The organism is Variovorax sp. P2_H12 (assembly GCF_056403395.1).
Map to the genome: position 1 here is coordinate 96,326 of NZ_JBFUFO010000006.1, position 15,987 is coordinate 112,312.

The 15,987-nt window shown below is 67.2% G+C and carries 18 protein-coding genes and 1 tRNA gene; 9 read left to right on the forward strand and 10 right to left on the reverse strand.

Annotated features, from left to right (window positions below; translation table 11 throughout):
• Window positions 1-22: 22 nt before the first annotated feature.
• From AC1DYK_RS05815 to AC1DYK_RS05825, 3 genes are read right to left on the reverse strand one after another with little or no spacing between them, the layout of a single operon-like run.
• The gene (locus AC1DYK_RS05815) at window positions 23-1,237 is read right to left on the reverse strand and encodes an efflux RND transporter periplasmic adaptor subunit (protein WP_478165397.1); all 1,215 of its coding nucleotides are present in this window, start codon (window positions 1,235-1,237) and stop codon (window positions 23-25) included.
• Between the two features lie 7 nt (window positions 1,238-1,244).
• Window positions 1,245-3,635, reverse strand: a complete 2,391-nt coding sequence (locus AC1DYK_RS05820; protein WP_478165398.1) for an ABC transporter permease — start codon at window positions 3,633-3,635, stop codon at window positions 1,245-1,247.
• 7 nt (window positions 3,636-3,642) lie between these two features.
• Window positions 3,643-4,371, reverse strand: a complete 729-nt coding sequence (locus AC1DYK_RS05825) for an ABC transporter ATP-binding protein (protein ID WP_478165399.1) — start codon at window positions 4,369-4,371, stop codon at window positions 3,643-3,645.
• Between the two features lie 156 nt (window positions 4,372-4,527).
• Here AC1DYK_RS05825 and AC1DYK_RS05830 point away from each other — a divergent pair, with 156 nt between their 5' ends.
• The 5 genes from AC1DYK_RS05830 to AC1DYK_RS05850 are packed head-to-tail and all read left to right on the forward strand — an operon-like array spanning window position 4,528 to window position 8,228.
• Window positions 4,528-4,950, forward strand: a complete 423-nt coding sequence (locus AC1DYK_RS05830) for a DUF1924 domain-containing protein (protein ID WP_478165400.1) — start codon at window positions 4,528-4,530, stop codon at window positions 4,948-4,950.
• Between the two features lie 40 nt (window positions 4,951-4,990).
• Entirely contained in the window at window positions 4,991-5,476 is a 486-nt protein-coding gene (locus AC1DYK_RS05835; protein WP_478165401.1) for a diheme cytochrome c, read from the forward strand.
• Complete coding sequence (locus tag AC1DYK_RS05840) at window positions 5,448-6,179, forward strand: cytochrome b/b6 domain-containing protein (protein ID WP_478165402.1); 732 nt, start codon at window positions 5,448-5,450, stop codon at window positions 6,177-6,179. Before AC1DYK_RS05835 ends, AC1DYK_RS05840 begins: the two co-directional genes overlap by 29 nt.
• Window positions 6,180-6,210: 31 nt before the next feature.
• Window positions 6,211-6,885, forward strand: a complete 675-nt coding sequence (locus tag AC1DYK_RS05845; protein ID WP_478165403.1) for a winged helix-turn-helix domain-containing protein — start codon at window positions 6,211-6,213, stop codon at window positions 6,883-6,885.
• Window positions 6,882-8,228, forward strand: a complete 1,347-nt coding sequence (locus tag AC1DYK_RS05850; protein ID WP_478165404.1) for an ATP-binding protein — start codon at window positions 6,882-6,884, stop codon at window positions 8,226-8,228. The genes AC1DYK_RS05845 and AC1DYK_RS05850 overlap by 4 nt, the downstream gene beginning before the upstream one ends.
• 87 nt (window positions 8,229-8,315) lie before the next feature.
• Here AC1DYK_RS05850 and AC1DYK_RS05855 read toward each other — a convergent pair whose 3' ends face one another.
• From AC1DYK_RS05855 to AC1DYK_RS05865, 3 genes are all read right to left on the reverse strand, one after another.
• Window positions 8,316-9,668: an MBL fold metallo-hydrolase RNA specificity domain-containing protein gene (locus AC1DYK_RS05855; RefSeq protein ID WP_478165405.1), complete on the reverse strand. Its 1,353-nt coding sequence runs from the start codon at window positions 9,666-9,668 to the stop codon at window positions 8,316-8,318.
• 263 nt (window positions 9,669-9,931) lie between these two features.
• Window positions 9,932-10,552: a class I SAM-dependent methyltransferase gene (locus AC1DYK_RS05860; RefSeq protein ID WP_478165406.1), complete on the reverse strand. Its 621-nt coding sequence runs from the start codon at window positions 10,550-10,552 to the stop codon at window positions 9,932-9,934.
• 36 nt (window positions 10,553-10,588) lie between these two features.
• The gene (locus AC1DYK_RS05865; RefSeq protein WP_478165407.1) at window positions 10,589-11,491 is read right to left on the reverse strand and encodes an MBL fold metallo-hydrolase; all 903 of its coding nucleotides are present in this window, start codon (window positions 11,489-11,491) and stop codon (window positions 10,589-10,591) included.
• Window positions 11,492-11,582: 91 nt separating this feature from the next.
• Between AC1DYK_RS05865 and AC1DYK_RS05870 the strand changes: the two genes are divergently transcribed.
• The 4 genes from AC1DYK_RS05870 to AC1DYK_RS05885 are packed head-to-tail and all read left to right on the forward strand — an operon-like array spanning window position 11,583 to window position 13,475.
• On the forward strand, window positions 11,583-11,906 hold the full coding sequence (locus tag AC1DYK_RS05870) for a metalloregulator ArsR/SmtB family transcription factor (RefSeq protein WP_478165408.1): 324 nt from the start codon (window positions 11,583-11,585) through the stop codon (window positions 11,904-11,906).
• Entirely contained in the window at window positions 11,906-12,340 is a 435-nt protein-coding gene (locus tag AC1DYK_RS05875; RefSeq protein WP_478087469.1) for a YeeE/YedE family protein, read from the forward strand. The genes AC1DYK_RS05870 and AC1DYK_RS05875 overlap by 1 nt, the downstream gene beginning before the upstream one ends.
• A gap of 10 nt (window positions 12,341-12,350) precedes the next feature.
• A complete protein-coding gene (locus AC1DYK_RS05880) occupies window positions 12,351-12,788 on the forward strand; it encodes a DUF6691 family protein (RefSeq protein WP_478165409.1) in 438 nt (145 codons plus the stop codon).
• Window positions 12,789-12,806: 18 nt separating this feature from the next.
• The gene (locus AC1DYK_RS05885; RefSeq protein ID WP_478165410.1) at window positions 12,807-13,475 is read left to right on the forward strand and encodes a DUF599 domain-containing protein; all 669 of its coding nucleotides are present in this window, start codon (window positions 12,807-12,809) and stop codon (window positions 13,473-13,475) included.
• A gap of 274 nt (window positions 13,476-13,749) precedes the next feature.
• Here the strand turns inward: AC1DYK_RS05885 and AC1DYK_RS05890 are convergent.
• The 4 genes from AC1DYK_RS05890 to pal all read right to left on the reverse strand — a co-directional run bounded on the left by AC1DYK_RS05890 (window position 13,750) and on the right by pal (window position 15,980).
• Window positions 13,750-13,825 (reverse strand) — tRNA-Lys (locus tag AC1DYK_RS05890).
• 76 nt (window positions 13,826-13,901) lie between these two features.
• Window positions 13,902-14,711: a tRNA threonylcarbamoyladenosine dehydratase gene (locus AC1DYK_RS05895; RefSeq protein WP_478165411.1), complete on the reverse strand. Its 810-nt coding sequence runs from the start codon at window positions 14,709-14,711 to the stop codon at window positions 13,902-13,904.
• 4 nt (window positions 14,712-14,715) lie between these two features.
• Window positions 14,716-15,465 (reverse strand): tol-pal system protein YbgF, encoded by a 750-nt coding sequence (gene ybgF / locus AC1DYK_RS05900; protein WP_478165412.1) that lies wholly within the window; start codon window positions 15,463-15,465, stop codon window positions 14,716-14,718.
• A 2-nt stretch (window positions 15,466-15,467) separates the two neighbouring features.
• On the reverse strand, window positions 15,468-15,980 hold the full coding sequence (pal, locus tag AC1DYK_RS05905; RefSeq protein ID WP_442286840.1) for a peptidoglycan-associated lipoprotein Pal: 513 nt from the start codon (window positions 15,978-15,980) through the stop codon (window positions 15,468-15,470).
• Window positions 15,981-15,987: the final 7 nt, after the last annotated feature.

Sequence of the window (15,987 nt, forward strand, 5' to 3'; positions counted from 1 at the left end):
CTGCAAAGTGTAGGGCAGCGGCTCAGCCCTGCTGCACCAGGGGCACGCTGCGCGTCTTTACCCGGGCGCCATCGCGCAGCGTCGCGGGCGGATAGACGATCACTTCCGCGCCGACCGGGATGCCGCCGAGCACCCAGGCTTCGGCACCGTTGCGCCCGCCGATGTCCACGGGCACGAGCCGTGCCCGCCCTTGCATGACGACGAACACGGCCATGCCTTCGCCGGGCAGGGGGAACACTGCGCTCACCGGCACGCGCAGCACCGAGGGCTGTGCCACCGTCACGATCCGAACCCCCACGCGATAGCCATCGCCCAGCGCTTGCCACGATGACGGCGGGCTGATGATTTCGATCAGCACATTGACGCGCTGTTCCTCGATGCCGAGGGCCGAGATCTTGGTGAATGCTGCCGGCTCGATGCGCCGCACGCGGCCTTCGAGCGTGCCGGGCGAGCCCCAACGCTCGATGCGCACCAGCGCGCCCGCCCGTGTTTGCACGGCGTCGGCGGTCAGCAGCTCGGTGACGATCTCCAGCCGCGAGATGTCGCCGACCTCGAGCACGGGTGCGCCCAGCGTCACGGTGGTCTCGCTCGGCTGCACCACCTTGAGCACGCGCCCCGCCACCGGGGAGCGCAGTGGAAAGCTGGCGAGCTGGCCCGATGGGCCTCGCGAGACCAGCAGCGCCGCGCGCGCAGTCTCCAACTCGTGCTCCGCGGCGTGGCGACCTTGAAGCGTCGCATCGAGGTCTTTCTGCGCGGCCTGCGCCGAAAGCCGGTCGGTCTCCACCTTGGCCGGTGCGATGAAGTTCTCGCGCGCCAACTGCTCGGAGCGACGCAGCTCCGCGCGTGCCAACTCCAATCCGACGCGCGCACGCTGCACATTGGCATCCGCACGCTGGACGATGGCCTCGGCGACCTCCACGCGGGTGTCCTGCTCACGCCGGGTGCGCTCGTCCAGCATCGGAGAAAGAATGGGCGTCAGCATCGCTACCGTGTCGCCGGCGGCCACCACGTCGCCCTCCCGCAGACTGATGCGCGCTAGCCGTCCTGCCAGCGGCGCAGTGATGACGTATCGATCGCGCAGGCGCGTGCGGGCGTCTTCCACGATGGACTGCTCGTACGGCCCGACGGCGGCCGTCGCCACTTCGACGGCGACGGGACGCGGCGCAAACGCCCAGGCCAGCAGGCCTGCCAGCACTGCGCCCGCACCCACCATGATGACCAGCGTACTGCGCTTCATGTCACGCTCACTCCCGCGTCTTCAAGGCAGCAACCATGTCGAGCCGGTCGATGCGCCGCCTCACGACCAGCGCGCTCGCGACGGCTGCAGCCAGGACCGCCAGCGCCGCCAGCGCGTAGGTGCGCGGGAGGATCACGACCGGAAAGAAGAACTGGTCGGACTTCAGCAGGCCCGTGATGACGTGGACCAGCCCGTAGCCGCCGAGCATACCGAGCGGCAGTGCCACGGCAATGCCGAGCGCAAGCTCGCCCAGAAGCAGCGCCGACACCTCGGCCCTCGTGAAGCCGAGCACACGCAGGCTCGCCAGTTCCCAGGCGCGCTCCGCGAGCGCGATGCGCACGTTGTTGTAGACCACCCCGACGGCGATGACGACGGCGAACAGGGTCAGCACCGTGCTCATGATCAGGATGTTGCGCGCCGTCACCTCCCGCATGTTGCGCAACATCGTCGCCTTGCTGAATGCGCCCGCGGCGCGGGGCAGGCCCTGCGTGGCCTGGAGGAAGCGCGCCTCGCTGCCGCGTTCGAGCGCCAGCACGAAGCCCGTTGCGACGTCACCCTCGCCCAGGGCACGGTTCAGCGCGGCACGGTTCATGTAGGCGTTCAGGCCCATCATCTCGCGCACGGTCGCCTCCACCGGCAGCATAAGTTCGCTGCGGCGACCTTCTTGCACTTCGACCCGCACCGCGTCGCCCACCCGCAGGCCAAGCTTGTCGGCCAAGCGATCGGTCAGGACGATGCCGCCGCCATGCGGCAGGGTCTGCCGGCCGTCGACATCGATGATCCGCAGCAGTTCGCTGTGCACCGGGCCGCCTCGGATCATCACGCGCTGTCGCCGCGGCCCGTTGACAAGCGTGGCCTGCACGTCGCGCAGCGACTCCTGGGCCAGCACGCCGGGCAACCGCGCGAGTTGCAGCGCGATCGCACCGTCGCCCGGCTCGGTCATCCAGACCGACACGTCGCTGCGCATCGACAGCGAGAAGGTGCTGTCGACGATCATCTCGATGGCGTCGCGAAAGAAGTTGCCCATCACGACGATGGCCAGTGCCGCCGCGATACCGCCGATCGACAGGCCGGTACGCAGCGGCTTGCGCTCCATGTTGCGCAGGATCATCCGCAGCGCGGGGCTCAGGCCGGTGAAGCCGAGCCGCTCGGCGAGCGTGCGGCGGAAGCGGCCGGGCGCTGGCGGCCGCATGGCCTCGGCCGGCGTCAGTCGGACGGTGGCGAGGATCGCCGAGAGGGTGCCGAGCACGGCAGCGCCCAACGTGAGGCCGCCGGCCAGCAGGACCAGTGCCGGGTCCATGCGATGCTCGAAGTGCGCGAAATGGAACACTTCCGCATACAGACCGACGAAGCCGCCCCCCAGCCAGTCGCCCACCCCGATGCCGAGCGCCATGCCCAGCGCGACGATCAGCAGCACCAGCTTGAGGTAGTGCGCCGCGATGGCCCTGTTCGCATAACCCAGTGCTTTCAGTGCGGCGATCTGCTCGCGCTGCGTGGCGACGAGCCGCGAGATCACCACGTTCAGCAGAAAGGCGGCCACGCCGAGGAAGATCGACGGCAGCACCGTGCCGAGCACACGCTGCTCCTTGATCTCGTTGTCCAGCATGGCGTGCGAGGTCTGGTCGATGCGGCCGCGCGGCGTGGCGCCGCCGTAGCGCGCCAGCGGCTGCGCGAGCGCGTCGATCACCTCGGCCTCCGTGATGCGGCGCGCGCCTTCGGGCGCGAGGCGGACGGCGAGCGTGTTGAAGGCGCCGTCCATGTCGTATGCGGCGGCCAGTGCCTCCTGATCGACCCAGAAGATCCCGAAGCCGCGCTGGTCCGGCATACCCCAGAGCCCGGCGAAGACGAACTCCGGCGACACGGCGAGGCCGACGATGCGCAGGCGGCGCTTGCGGCCGTTGACCAAGGCGCCCACCGTGTCGCCCGGGCGCAGGCCGCGCGCCTGCGCGAAGCCCTGCGACACCAGCGCGTCGATGGTGTCGCGCACGGGCTCGTCGGCGGCGGCCTGGTCGAACAGGCGACGGCCCTGGACGATGGCGACTTGGTTCAGGCGCGGCGGCTGACGACGATCGACACCGATCAACTGGCCCAGCACGGGATCGCTGGTGCCGGCGATGTCGATGCGCACCACCTCTTCGATCGTCGGCTGCACGTCGGCCACGCCCGGCACGCCACGAAGCTGTTCGGCCAACGCCAGCGGCGCACGCTTGACCGTGGCAAACACGTCCGCGAAGCGCCCCTCGGCGTAGAAAGTGTCGCGCGCCACGGCCAGCGAATCGACGGCCGACAGACTCGTGAGAAAGCCGCCCACGCCGCTGGCCACCACCAGAGCGATGGTCAGCGCCTGGCTCCACATCGCGCGCAGGTCGCGCAGCAGCTTTCGGTCGAGAGCCTTCATGGCCGGCTCACCATGCGAGCTCCGCGGACGTCATGCGCTTCGCGTTGTTCTCGATGCGCTGGATCCTGCCGTCCGCGAGGTACACGACGCGATTGGCCATGCCGGCGATCGCCGCGTTGTGCGTGATCACCAGCGCGGTGGTGCCCAGCTCGAGGTTGATGCGCGAGATGACGTCGAGCACGAGCTTGCCGGTCGCGTAGTCCAGCGCGCCGGTGGGTTCGTCGCACAGCAGCACCTGCGGCCGCTTGACGATCGCACGCGCGATGGCCACGCGCTGTTGCTCGCCGCCAGACAGCTGCGACGGAAAGTGATCACGCCGGGCCGACAGCGCCACCCGCTCCAGCGCCTCGTCGATGGGCATGGGGTTGGCGGCGATGTCGGTGACCAGCGCCACGTTCTCATAGGCCGTGAGGCTGGGAATGAGGTTGTAGAACTGGAACACGAAGCCGACGTGGTCGCGCCGGTAGCGCGTGAGCGCGTCGTCGCTGGCGGCGGTCAGGTCGTGGTCCAGGTAGCTGAGGCTGCCCGTGGTGGCCACTTCCAGGCCGCCGAGGATGTTCAGCAGGGTCGACTTGCCGCTGCCCGAAGGCCCGAGCAGCACGACGAATTCGCCGGCTGCGATGTCCAGGTCGACGTCGCGCAGGGCAACGACTTCCACATCGCCGGCGTGGTAAGTCTTGCCCAGGCTCCGGGCACGAAAGACGGGTGGAGGCGGCGACGACGGTGGAGCGAGCATGGCCGATGTTCCGGCGCCAGGCGATGGCGACCCTTGACTTGGGTCAAGCGGCGACGACCGAGCGCGCATCCGCGTCGAAAACGGCCCGATTGCAGGCGCCGCGTTAAGGAAACGCTAATCCTGCGGCGACACGATCGCTCCATCCAAGGAGTTGAAATGAGCTTGTTGAAATTGCACCGGCCCGCCTATCGTCGGTCGGCCGCCGCGGCCTGGATGGCCGCCATCGTCGCCGCGCCCGCGGCCGGCGCTGCCACCCCCGACGCGCTGCTCGCCGGCTACGTCGGGGAAGCAGGAGCCGCCCCGAACCCCGAACGAGGGCAGGTGCTGTTCAACAGCCGCCACGGCCGCGATTGGAGCTGCGCTTCGTGCCACGGCGCGGTGCCGACGGTGCCGGGCCGGCACGCCGCCACCGGCAAGCCGATCACCGCGCTCGCCCCGGCCTTCAACCCCGAGCGGTTCACCGATGCAGCCAAGGCAGACAAGTGGTTCCGCCGCAACTGCAATGACGTCGTGGGCCGCGAATGCACCGCTGCGGAGAAGGCCGATGTGTTGAGTTGGTTGATCCATCTCAAGCCCTGAGGCAGTGGCGATGTCGACACTTCAATCTGGAATCCGCACCATGGCCGACCGACGCTCCCCCCGACAGGCAGGCGCGTGGGCCTGCGCACTGGCCGCGCTCGTCGGCACGCAGGCTTGGGCCGATGGGGACGACCCCGCGGCACGCACGCCCCTGCTGCCGAAGTACCGCGCGGAATGTGCGGCCTGCCACATCGCCTACCCGCCCGGCCTGCTGCCGGTGGCCTCCTGGCAGCGCGTGATGGCGACCCTTCCCCGCCACTACGGCACCGACGCCTCGCTGGACCCTGGCACGGTGACCGCGCTGGCGAACTGGCTGGCCGCGAATGCAGCCACCAGCGGGCGCCGCAGCGAGCCACCGCCGGAAGACCGCATCACGCGCTCGGCTTGGTTCGTGCGGAAACACCGAGAGGTGTCGCCCGCCACCTGGAAACTGCCCAATGTCAGGAACGCTGCCAATTGCGCGGCCTGCCACACCCAAGCCGATCAAGGAGATTTCAATGAACGCAACGTCCGCATCCCCCGCTGAACGCGACACGGCCGGGCCGGGGTCCCGCAAGATCCTCGTCTGGGATGTGCCAGTGCGCGTCTTCCACTGGCTCATCGTGCTGTGCTTTGCCGGCGCGTACCTCACCGCGGAGCACGAATCGTGGCGCCTGGTGCACGTGACGCTCGGGTACACGATGGCTGGGCTTGTCGTCTTTCGCCTCCTGTGGGGCATCGTTGGCACGCCCTATGCGCGCTTTTCGAACTTCGTGCGCGGGCCGCGCGCGGTCGCGGCCTACATCCGCGGCATGCTTGGCGGATCCGCGCCACACCATACGGGACACAACCCCGCAGGCGCGATCGCCATCGTCGCGCTGCTCGGGCTGGCGCTCGCGGTGACGGCGTCGGGCTGGGCCACCTACGAGGACATGGGAGGCAAGTGGCTGGAAGAGTTCCATGAAGCCGCAGCCAACATCATGCTCGGCCTGGTCGGCATTCACATCGCCGGTGTGCTGCTCGGGAGCTGGCTTCACCGCGACAACCTGATCGGCGCCATGGTGACAGGCCGCAAGACAGGCCGACCCGGGGACGGCGTGCGCAGCGCCTGGCGCAGCGTCGGCATCCTCATGATGGTGGCGGTGCTCGGCTTCTGGTGGACGCAGTGGCAGAGCGCACCGAAGGGCGTTGCCAACGGCCCGGCCGCCGTGTCCGAAAAAGGCGTGACGCAGGATCGGGACGACGACTGACAACGCGGCCCCATTGCCCCCACAATTCCCCATGCGCATCCTGCTGGCCGAAGACGATCCTCTGCTGGGCGACGGTCTTCGCGCGGGCCTGCGCCAGTTCGATTTCCAGGTCGACTGGGTGCGGGACGGCGAAGCCGCCGAACGCGAACTGCGCGCCGAGCCGTATGCGGCGGCTGTGCTCGACCTGGGCCTGCCGCTGAAGGACGGACTGCCTGTGCTCGCCGCCGTGCGCAAGGCGGGCATCACGATCCCCATCCTGGTACTGACCGCCCGCGACGGCGTGCCCGATCGCATTCGAGGGCTCAATCTCGGTGCCGACGACTACGTCATCAAGCCCGTCGACCTGCATGAACTCGCGGCGCGCCTGCGTGCCCTCATCCGCCGCGCTCATGGCCAGCCCCAGGAACGGCTTTGCGCCCAGGATGTCGAACTCGATCCCGCCGCGCACACGGTGCTTCTTGCGGGCGAGCCGGTCGCGCTGCCGGCTCGTGAATTTGCGCTGCTGCACACGCTGATGCTCAATGCCGGTCGCGTACTCTCGCGCGAACAGATCGAGCAGCATCTGTACGGCTGGAGGCAAGAAGTGGACAGCAATGCGATCGAGGTGCATGTGCATCACTTGCGCCGCAAGCTCGGCGCCTCGCTGATCCAGACCGTGCGCGGCGTGGGCTACGTGCTCGTGCGTGAGAAGCCGGGCCGTCGATGACGATGCCCCGCTCGCTCCAGGGCCGCCTTCTGTTGCTCGTACTCGGCTCGGTGGCGTGCGTGTGGCTGGCAACCGCAGTCATGACCTGGCTCGACGTGCGCCACGAACTGGACGAACTGCTCGACGGCCATCTGTCGCAAGGCGCCGCGCTGCTGGTTGCACAACAGATGCAAGCGCCGTCCGAGGAGGACCAGGACGTCGAGGCCCCGGTGCTGCATCGCTACGCACCCAAGGTGGCCTTCCAGGTCTTCCATGAAGGCCGGCTGACGCTGCGGTCCGCCAACGCCCCTCCCCTGCCGATGATCGATCCCGGACGGCACTTCAAGTCGGGCTTCAGCACGACCCGGATCGACGGGGCGACATGGCGCGTCTTCGCAGCCCACGGCAGCGAGCGCGATGTGCAGGTGTATGTGGGCGAGCGAGTGGATTCGAGATCCTCGATTCTCTGGGCCGTGCTGCGAAGCACGCTCTGGCCGGTATTCGTCGCGTTGCCCCTGCTGGCGCTCTCGGTGTGGTGGGCGGTCCGTCGCGGCACACTGCCGCTCAGAAGGCTCGGGCAGACGCTCGCGGGGCGCGAGCCGCAGGCCTTGAGCCCGGTCATTCTCGACGGCGCGCCGTCAGAGATGACTCCGATGCTCGATGCACTCAACGGTTTGTTCCGACGCATCGGCGAACTCCTGGAGTCGGAGCGCCGCTTTACGGCCGACGCTGCCCACGAGTTGCGCACGCCGATCGCCGCCATCCGCGTGCAAGCGCAGGTCGCGCTCGCCGAGGCCGACGAAGCCCGGCGGCGCCATGCGCTGGAAGCGACGCTCACCGGGTGCGACCGAGCCACGCACCTGGTCGAACAGTTGCTGACGCTGTCGCGCCTCGAGGCGGGCGCCGACCTTGAAAGCAAGCCGGTGGAACTGGGCGCCCTCGTGCGTGGCGTGGTGGCCGAAGCCGCCCCGGCAGCCATCCGCAAGCAGCAGAGCATTGAAGTCGACGCGACGGACGAATGCCTGGTTCGCGGCGATCCGACGCTATTTGTGGTGCTGACTCGCAATCTGGTCGACAACGCGATCCGCTACAGTCCGGCGCGGGCAGCGATCCACATCGACGTCGAGCGCTGGCAGGGCCATGTGAGGCTCAGGGTCGAGGACAGCGGCCCCGGCATGAAGGAGGAGGACATCGCGCGGTGCGGAGAGCGCTTCTTCCGCGTGCTCGGCAGCGGCGAGAGCGGCAGCGGCCTGGGCTGGTCCATCGTGCGGCGCGTCGCCTCCGCACAGCAGGCAGTGGTGCGCATCGGGCGGTCGATCCGCCTGGGCGGCCTCGCGGTGAGCGTCGAGTGGGTCGCCGTCTGAGTACCGTTCGGGGATTGCACGCATGATCTCCGCGTCGCTGCTCTTCGCCGCCATCTTCGTCGACGGCCATCGTCGGACCTCTTTGCTTCAAAGCTCTCGGGATTCGAGATAGTCGGGCACGGTTACCGACCAGCCGTGGCGCTCCTCGATCGCGAGGCGCAGTGCATCGGCCGCGACCGGCTCGCCGTGCGTGACAAAGATGCGCCGCGGCGCCGGCAGGGCGCCGAGCCATGCCAGCAATTGCTCGCGGTCCGCGTGAGCGGATAGCGTGTCGAGGTTTGCCACCTCCGCACGGACTGGTATGTAGGCACCGTGAATCTTCACCTCCTTGGCCCCGGCCACCAGCGCCGCGCCGCGCGTGCCGGCCGCCTGAAAGCCGACGAACAGAATGGCGTTTTTCGCGTCGGGCGCATAGGACTTGAGGTGATGCAGCACCCGGCCACCGGTCGCCATGCCGCTGGCAGAAACGATGATCGAGGGATAGGTCAGCATATTGAGCCGCTTCGACTCCTCCACCGTATTGACGATGGTCGCTTCCTTGCTCATTGCGGCGCACTGCTCGTGGCTCAGCCGATGCTCGTCCAGGTGGCTGCGGAAGATGCGCGTCACGTCGGCCGCCATCGGGCTGTTGAGATAGACCGGCATGTCCGGAATGCGGCGCTCCTTCTTGAGCAAATGAATGCAGTGCAGCATCGTCTGCGCACGCCCCACGGCAAAGGACGGAATGATCAGAATGCCGCCGCGCGCGGCCGTGCGGTTGATCACCACGGCCAGCGCCGACAAGGTGTCCAGGTCGCGATGCCGGCGGTCACCATAGGTGGACTCCACAACGACATAGTCCGCCGGCTCCGACGGCGCGGGCGGCCGCATCACCAAGTCGTCGCTGCGGCCGAGATCACCGGAGAAGAGGATGCTTCCGTTCCCCCAGGCAATCCGAACGCTGGCCGCGCCCAGGATGTGCCCGGCGCGGCACAGGCGCCACGACCACCCCGGCCATGGGGACTGCGCCTCGTCGAAGGGCAGGACCTCGAACCGCTTGAGGGCCTCGCGGGCGTCGTCCTCGGTGTAGAGCGGCAGCGCGGGCTTGTGCTTCGAGTGGCCGTGCCGGTTCGCGAAATCCGCCTCTTCTTCCTGCAGTCGCCCTGAGTCCGCCAGCAGCAGCTCGCAAAGGTCACGCGTGGCCTGGGTGCAGTAGACCGGCCCCTTGAAGCCGAGCTTGATCAGACGCGGCACGAAGCCGCTGTGGTCCAGGTGAGCGTGCGTGAGCAGCACGGCGTCGACTTCCGACGCCTTGACCGGCAGGCGCTCCCAGTTGCGCAGTCGAAGTTGCTTCAGCCCCTGAAACAGGCCGCAGTCCAGCAGCAGTCGTCGGCCCTCGTGCTCGAGAAGGTATTTCGATCCGGTGACGGTGCCCGTGCCGCCAAGAAATTCGATGCGCATCGTCTCTCCTTCGATTCGCCGCAGCTTGGCATGCAACGATCCGAACCCTTTGACCTTCGTCAAGCGAGCGAGGTGTCACGCCCTGCATGATGGCCTTTCCAGCGGAGGCTCCCGTGGCCATTCGCCATCTGGACCGCCTGCTCTCGCCGACTTCGGCTGCTGTCTTCGGTGCGTCCGACCGGCCGGGTAGCCGGGCACCTTCGGGATGCAGATTGCCGCACTGTCCCCGGCACGCCCTTTGAAGCGGCGGCCGCGGCCGATGACTATTGCGGCTGCCGTTTGCAAAAGCAATAGACAAACTGCTGTGGCGCCCCCCAGGGCGTCTTGTGCACTTCGATGCTGCTGTCGACCAACTGAAAAGGCTCCCCGAATCTGGCGTGCAGTGCGGTCGGCTCGTAGCGTGCCACCGGCAAGCCACTGCATTTCTCGGGACCTTCGGGTCCGAAGGTCCCGACGATGGCGTAGCCGCCAGGCTTGAGCGCCTTGAGCACCTGTTCGACGTAGCGTTGGCGCTGCTCGTCGCTCGTGAGAAAGTGGAACACCGCCCGGTCGTGCCAGACGTCGTATGCGGCAATGGGAAGGTCGACATCAAGCACATCGCCGGCCAACCATGTCACCTTGCTCGACAGGGCCCCCAGGCGATGCCTGGTGACATCGAGCGCGGTCGTGGAGATGTCGAGGACGGTGATGTTGCTGCGGCCATCGGCCAGGAGGTCATCCACGAGCGTCGACTCACCGCCGCCGACGTCGATGATGCGGGCGTCCTTTGCGGGGGCCGCCTTCCGCACGTATCGAAGCGAAAGCAGCAGATGCGCAGCGTACCAGCTGACCGCTTCCGGAGCCTGCGTCCCGTAGACGGATTCCCAGTGTGATTTCGTGTTCATGATGCCCCTTTTGAATTGCCAGGCCCCAGGCCGGGCTCAAGCTTCCTGATTGCCCTCGAGGTGCGGGTGCACAGGAAGGGCATTCAGCGGGATGCGAAGGTAGGCGACCCCGTTGTCGTCCGGGGGCGGAAGCTGCCCGCCCCGCACATTCACCTGAATCGACGGGAGAATGAGCGTCGGAACATCAAGGGTGGCGTCGCGCGCCGTGCGCATTGCGACGAAGGCATCCTCGCCGATACCGTCGCGCACATGGATGTTGTGGACTCGCTGCTCGGCGACGGTGGTCTGCCATCGGGCCTGGCGCGATGCAGGCGGGTAGTCGTGACAGACGTACATCGTGGTTTCAGGCGGCAGGTCCAGCAGTCTGCGCATCGAGGCGTAGAGCTGGCGTGCGTCGCCACCAGGAAAGTCCGCGCGCGCGCTGCCGACGTCGGGCATGAAGAGCGTGTCGCCGACGAAGACGCAGCCGTCCACCAGATAGGCCATGTCTGCCGGGGTGTGACCCGGCACCAGCAATGCGGTGGCCTCGACCGCGCCAATCTTGAAGACCTCGCCGTCCCTGAAGAGGTGGTCGAACTGGCTCCCGTCCGGCAGAAAGCCGCGCTCCAGGTTGTAGAGCTTCTTGAAGGTCGCCTGCACGGTACGGATGTTCTCGCCGATGGCGATGAGTCCACCGACCTGCGCCTGGACGTAGCGCGCGCCGGACAGGTGGTCGGCGTGCGCGTGGGTTTCCAGAATCCAATCGACCTGCAGGCCCTTTTCCCGGACATAGTTCAGCAGCCGGTCGGCCGAGGCCGTGCTGGTGTGCCCCGACTTGAAGTCGTAGTCCAGCACCGGGTCGATGACCGCGGCCCGCTCCGTCGCATGGTCCCAGACGACGTAGGAGACCGTCCACGTATGGGGGTCGAAGAAGCCTTGGGTCGTCGTGCGGGTCGTCATGGGAGTCCTCCGTGAGTGCGGCGTTCATTCAATTGACAGATATTATATTTCTCTACATAATATGTCAATCGATATTGAAATGCAGCCCCCCATGAAGCACCGTTCCCCCGTCATCGACCCCGAAGCCCTGCGCAGCGCCGCCGGCCAGGCGGTCGGCGCCCTCAAGGTGCTCGCCAATGAAGACCGTTTGCTCCTGCTGTGCCAGCTCTCGCAAGGCGAGATGTGTGTGAGCGACCTCGAGCAGACGCTGGGCATCCACCAGCCGACCCTTTCGCAGCAACTCGGCGTTCTTCGCAACGAAGGGGTGGTCCAAACGCGCCGCGAGGGCAAGAGCATCTTCTACAGCGTGGCCGACCCGTCGATGCTTGAAATCCTCGCACTTCTCTACCGTCTCTACTGTCCGAAGGAAGAATGATGTCCATTGACTGGAACCACTTCACGCCGCTCGCCGCGCTGGCCGGTGGCGTGCTCATCGGCATCGCTGCGGCAATGTTCGCGTTGCTCAACGGGCGCATCGCGGGCATCAGCGGGGTGCTCGGAGGTCTGCTCAGGCCTTCCTCGGGCGACACGGCCTGGCGCGTCGCCTTTGTCCTGGGACTGGTCGGCGCGCCGCTGGTCTACCTGCTGTTCGCGGCGCTGCCCAAGCCACAGATCGACGCCGGGTATGGCGAGTTGATTCTGGCTGGGCTGCTCGTGGGGGCGGGTACGCGTTACGGCTCTGGTTGCACCAGCGGCCACGGTGTCTGCGGCCTCTCTCGCCTTTCGCCCCGCTCGCTCGTCGCCACGGCCGCCTTCATGGGCGCAGGCTTCGTCACGGTGTTCGTGACGCGTCATCTGCTCGGTATCTGAGGAGTCCTTCATGATTGCATTCGCTTCGCTTCTCGCAGGCCTGGTCTTCGGCCTCGGCCTCATCGTGTCCGGCATGGCCAACCCGGCCAAGGTGCTCGGCTTCCTGGACCTCGCCGGCAGCTGGGATCCCTCTCTGGCCTTCGTGATGGCAGGAGCCATCGCAGTGGGCGCCGTCGCCTTCGCGGTGGCCAACCGTCGCGCGGTGTCCTTCCTCGGCGCCGAGATGCGACTGCCTTCAGCGCGCCACATCGACCGCCGCCTGGTCCTCGGCGGCGTGCTCTTCGGCATTGGCTGGGGCGTCGCAGGGTTCTGCCCCGGCCCGGCCCTCGTTTCCCTCGGAATGGGCGAAATCAAGGCGCTCGTCTTCGTGGCCGCGATGCTGGTGGGCATGGGCGCATTCGAGTTCTTCGAGCGCCGCAAGCGCGTGCCGGTGCCGCACGCTGCTTGAGTTCGGCAGATGACGACCATGGCGACCTGGCTCGCGGCGCTGACCACGGTGGCCATCCTCATGTCCTACGAGGTTGCCCTTGCTTTCGGGCATCGCCGAAGGCCCGAACGCCTCGCGCGCACCGCGCACGCGGTGCTGCGCGAGGAATGGTTCGCGGCCGTCTCGGCACAGAAGGGCTCGGAAATCCTGGCGGTACAGACGCTTCGCAACTCGCTGATGTCGGCCACGATGACCGCATCGACGGCTGCGCTGGCGTTGATGGGCACCGCGACCCTGGCCGCTCCCTCGCTGCATTCGGCCTTCGGTGACGCACCTGGGCTGCCGATGTTCACGGTGCGACTCGCGCTCGAGTTCGTTCTCATGTCGCTGCTATTCGCCTCGCTCCTGTCGTCGGTCATGGCGGTGCGCTACTACAACCACGCCGGATTCATCAGCGCGATGCCGGTAGGCTCCGAGGCACGCAATCGCTGGAGCGATGCGGGCAAGGCCTACGTGCGGCGAGCCGGCATCCTCTACAGCTGGGGACTCAGGCACCTGGTTCTGGTTGCACCCATCCTGGCTTCCATCGTTCATCCGGCCGCAGGCCCTGTTGCAGCCCTCGGTGTCGTCGCGGTGCTGGTCAGCTTCGACCGCTTCGGGAGCACGGACGAACCCACTCGTGCCGTGGGCCGGCCGGCGATTCCTTGACCGTCGTCAGGGCCCCACGCGAGTCGATGCATGCCATCCTCTCGCCATTGTCGGCAGCGGCTCAAGCGCAGGCGCCCGCCAAGAAAAACTGCGCAGCCGGACGCGAGAGCCTTCGACAAGCAATTGGACGAGGCGCGAGCCCAGATGAAGAAGGTGCGCCCGCTTAGATGAATCGCATGTTTGCGGAAGTGTGTTCCGCAAAGTGCCTAATTCAATAGCAAAGTGCGCTACAAAAAAAAGAGCGCTCCACCCTTACGGGGAGCGCTCTGAGGCTTGGTAGGACGTACAAGATTCGAACTTGTGACCAACGGATTAAAAGTCCGCTGCTCTACCAACTGAGCTAACGTCCCAAGACCAAAATTCTTCAAATTCTGCAGATTCTCTTCTGCTTCTTTCAACCGGCGTCGAGTCCGGCAAAGCCCGAAATTATAGCGTGACTTTGCGAGCAATCCGGTCCAAAAGCCAGCCCGCCGCACATTGTCCGAAGGTTGCGGTCACGCTCACCACCGAACCGTAGCCGTGGCAATTGAGCGAACCATCGCCCTCGACCGCGCAGGAGGCGTCCGGCGGCGCCACGCTCTCGCGGCTGAAGACGCAGGCGACGCCGATCTTGCGGCCTTCGCGCGGCGCACCGTGCTCCTTGCGCAGACGCTGGCGCAGTTGCGCCAGCAGCGGATCGTGGGTCACCAATGCGAGGTCGTCGATCTCGACCCGGTGCGCCAGGCGTTTCCCCCCAGCCGCGCCCGCGGTGACGAAATCGGTGCCGGTTTCGCGCGCCCAGGCAGCCATCGCCAGTTTGGCCTTGACCTGGTCACAGGCATCGATCACGGCCGTCACCGGGCCGTTCGCTTCCTGCGCCGCGGCCAGCAAGGCCTGCCAGTTGCCCGGCTCGACGAATTCGTCGAGCGCCAGTACCCGGCATGCGGGGTTGATCTGCGCAATGCGATCACGCATTGCCTCCACCTTGGCCTGGCCCACGGTCGCGTCGAGCGCATGGATCTGGCGGTTGATGTTGGATTCGGCGATGTGATCGAGATCGATCAGGGTGAGCCTCCCTACCCCGCTGCGAGCCAGCGCCTCGACCGCCCACGAACCGACGCCGCCGATGCCGGCGACCAGCACGTGCGCGTCGCGAATGGCCGCCGCACCCGCCACGCCATAGAGGCGCTCAAGGCCGCCGAAACGGCGGGCCAGGTCGGCGTCGTCCGCGGCGACGACGGTGCTCGCGGTAGTCAAGTCCCTAGCGCAAGCGCGAGAGCCGCTCGCGGCCGGCCTGTGCCGCTTCCGATTGCGGATAGGCCTTGGTGAGGTCCTCGAGCGTGCGCTTCGCCGCGCGCGTGTCCTTCAGCTCGATCTGGCAATTCGCGATCGACAACACGGCTTCGGGCGCCTTCGCATGATCGGGCGCCAGCGACAGCATGGAGCGGAAGTTGGCAATGGCCTCGTTGTAGTTGCGGGTCGCGTACTGCGCGTTGCCGAGCCAGAACAGCGCCGAAGCGTTGTAGCCGCTCTGCGGATAGCGTTTGACGAAGTCGGCGAACGCGGTCTGTGCCTGCGCGAACTGCCCGGCGCGGAAGATGCCGAGCGCGGCGTCGAAGTCGGCCTTCTCCTTGGGATCGGCATTGAATTCGCGGCCGTCGACAGCGACCTTGGAAGGCTCGTTCTTCTTGACCCGGTCGTCGGCATCGGTCTGCCGCTGCTGGAGATCGGTAACGGTCTTCGTGAGCTGCTCGTTCTGGCCGGTCATGCGCGCCAGGTCGCCGCGCATCTGCTCGATCTGGTTCTGCAGATCGAGCAGGCTGCGCCGCAGCTGCGCGCTTTCCTCGCTCTGCCGCTGCTCCGACTGCGAGCGCATGGTCTCGACCCGCTGGCGCAGGTCGAGGATCGCGCGCCGCGCCTCGTCGTCCTCGAACAGTGCCGCCTGCGCACCGAGCGAGGTGCACAGAAAGGCGGATGCGAGGGCCACGCCCCGCAATGAAAGGCCGCGCATGATCAACGGTAGGTGATCTCGGCGCGGCGGTTTTGCGCCCAGGCATCTTCACCGCTGCCCTGCGCCGCCGGTTTTTCCTTGCCGAAGCTCACGGCCTCGATCTGGGCATCGTTGACACCGACCAGGACCAGCGCCCGGCGCACGGCTTCGGAGCGCTTCTGGCCCAGCGCCAGGTTGTACTCGCGGCCGCCGCGTTCGTCGGTGTGGCCTTCGATGGACACGCGACGGTTCGGGTTGGCCTTGAGGAAGCGACCATGGCCGTCGATCAACTGCTGGAACTCGGGCTTGACCGTGTAGCTGTCGAAGTCGAAATAGATGATCCGTGCCACGCCGACCGGGCCTTGCGCGTTCTGCGCGTTGGGATCGATGGTCACCGGCGCCACGCCGCTGGCGGCCCCGCCCGAACCCTGGCCTGCGCCACGGTCGACCACCGGCGCTTCGTTCAGCTTGGTGCCCGACGAGCAACCAGCGATCAACGCCACGATGGCCAACGAATAAATCGTACGTTTCAACATTTTTTCG